This window comes from Streptomyces sp. NPDC050743, assembly GCF_044456925.1.
GTDB lineage: Bacteria > Actinomycetota > Actinomycetes > Streptomycetales > Streptomycetaceae > Streptomyces.
The window spans coordinates 1-1,711 of record NZ_JBITGJ010000315.1; the positions used below are offsets into that span (position 1 = coordinate 1).

The following is a 1,711-nucleotide window of genomic DNA, read 5'->3' on the forward strand; positions in this document are numbered from 1 at the left end:
TCGCCCGGCGTGGACGGTCAGAGGTGCCCTGACACGAAGTCGGCTACCTGGGTGCCGAGTTGCTGGCCCGCTCGGTTGTCGATCGAGGTGTGCTGGCCGGACCAGATCCGGCTGAGCCACGCTTCGGTGGCGGCGTTCTGGAAGCCGGTGAAGGTTCGGGTGACGCCCTTCGATGTCACCGCGAGGTGATGCCGTGCACCGTAGAACCCGGCGAGCGTGGTTGCCGCGGCCTGGCTGAGAGCGGCGTGAGCGCTGGGATAGGACGGGTCCGGGGCGGTCGTCAGCAGAGGCGTCCAGCCGGGATCGCCGGCGATGTGCGGGTTGTAGTGCGTACCGCCGAGCCGTATGGCGGTGACGGGCCGCCATACGCGGTAGGTGTATTTGGCGTCGTACATCGCGATCGCGGTGTCGGCGAGGGACAGGTCGAGCCGGGCGAAGACCTTCACCGCCTTGTCCAGGCTCGCGTTCTGGGAGGTGACGAGGTTCTGTGCGATCTGGTTCCAGACGTTCCAGACGGGCGCCGCCGCCCAGAACCTCGCGGCCGCGGTCTGGTCGGGGGTGCGGGTGGTACTGGTCTTGCTCCCCAGGTCCTTGACCTCGTTCAGGGCGGCGGCGTATGCGGCGCTGCTGACGGCCGGCGGTGCTGCCGGGCGGAACTGGCGTCCGCTCGTCAGCACGAACGGCTTGACCGAGCCCCAGTTGGTGAATACCGGTGCCGGGAAAACGGGAGGGGTGGGCCGGTAGTCACTGGCCTTGTCGCCGGCGCGGAACCGCGGCGGCTTCGCCGAGGACCCGTCGTTCGACCGAAGGCTCATCAGCCGGCGGGCGACCGCGGCCCCCACCGCCGTGCCCGCCTGCTTGTCCGGGCCTCCCGGAATCGCGGACAACTGGCTGCTCAGCCGTTGGTCCACGCCCGCGCGCCTGTCCGGGTACAGGGCGACCAGCACATCGTGGGCCGCCTGGTCCGCCGCGGCATCCGCACGAGCGCCTCGTGGCGCCGGCACCGAGAACAGGTAGGCGGGGCCGGACCGGGTGATCGATATGACCGCGTCGTACTCGGCAGCCTGCAGAAGCGCGAAGCTGCGCGTGGGCTGGACGGTGGACGGCTGCGCCTTCGGATCGCCGAGGATGGTGACGAGCTCGCGGTTCCACTCCACGACCGACATCCCCGACCCCGTGGCCGCGGTGGTCGGGGACGGCGAGGGAACGGCACCGGCCCCGAAGGCCGGGCTGGCGAGTCCCGCTGCCAGCACGGTTCCGACCAGTACGACGAGTGTCTTCTGCTTTCCACCCATGCTCTTCGGCTCCTTGTCGCTGGTGGCGGGCTGTGGCGACCGTGGTCGTACACGTCATCCATTCGGGCCGGGGCGCATCACCAGGTCAGCGCCCACCACCGATCGAGCGAGGGTCCGCAGCGCGTGCCACAAAGAAGCACTCCGGACGTTCGCTTCGGAGTGGGAGGGGATGGTGAAGCCGGTTCGCTTCCGACTGATGCCTGGCCTGGGCCGGCCGTTGAAGAATCACGACTGGACTCACCGGGATACCGGCTCATGAGGCGGTACGCGTCACCCACACCAACGTCTCGGATGGCTGACCGGGCGCGCATGGTCCTGCAACCCGATCACCTCTTCACGTCATCAAGGTTGCTTGCCGAGATCCAGCCTGCCGGGACCCGATGCACGCCGCAACTCCGGCATCACGCTACGCAGTC

General features: G+C 69.1%; 1 protein-coding gene. It reads right to left on the minus strand.

The annotated features are described in order from the left end of the window. Window positions 1–17: 17 nt before the first annotated feature. Window positions 18–1,295, minus strand: coding sequence for a vanadium-dependent haloperoxidase (locus tag ACIBJF_RS53305; protein WP_399185101.1), 1,278 nt, complete (start codon window positions 1,293–1,295; stop codon window positions 18–20). Between the last annotated feature and the right edge of the window lie 416 nt (window positions 1,296–1,711).

Bases quoted from the DNA above. Each gene is read 5' to 3' on its own strand.
- ACIBJF_RS53305 (WP_399185101.1), bottom strand. From the start codon at position 1,295: ATGGGTGGAAAGCAGAAGACACTCGTCGTACTGGTCGGAACCGTGCTG.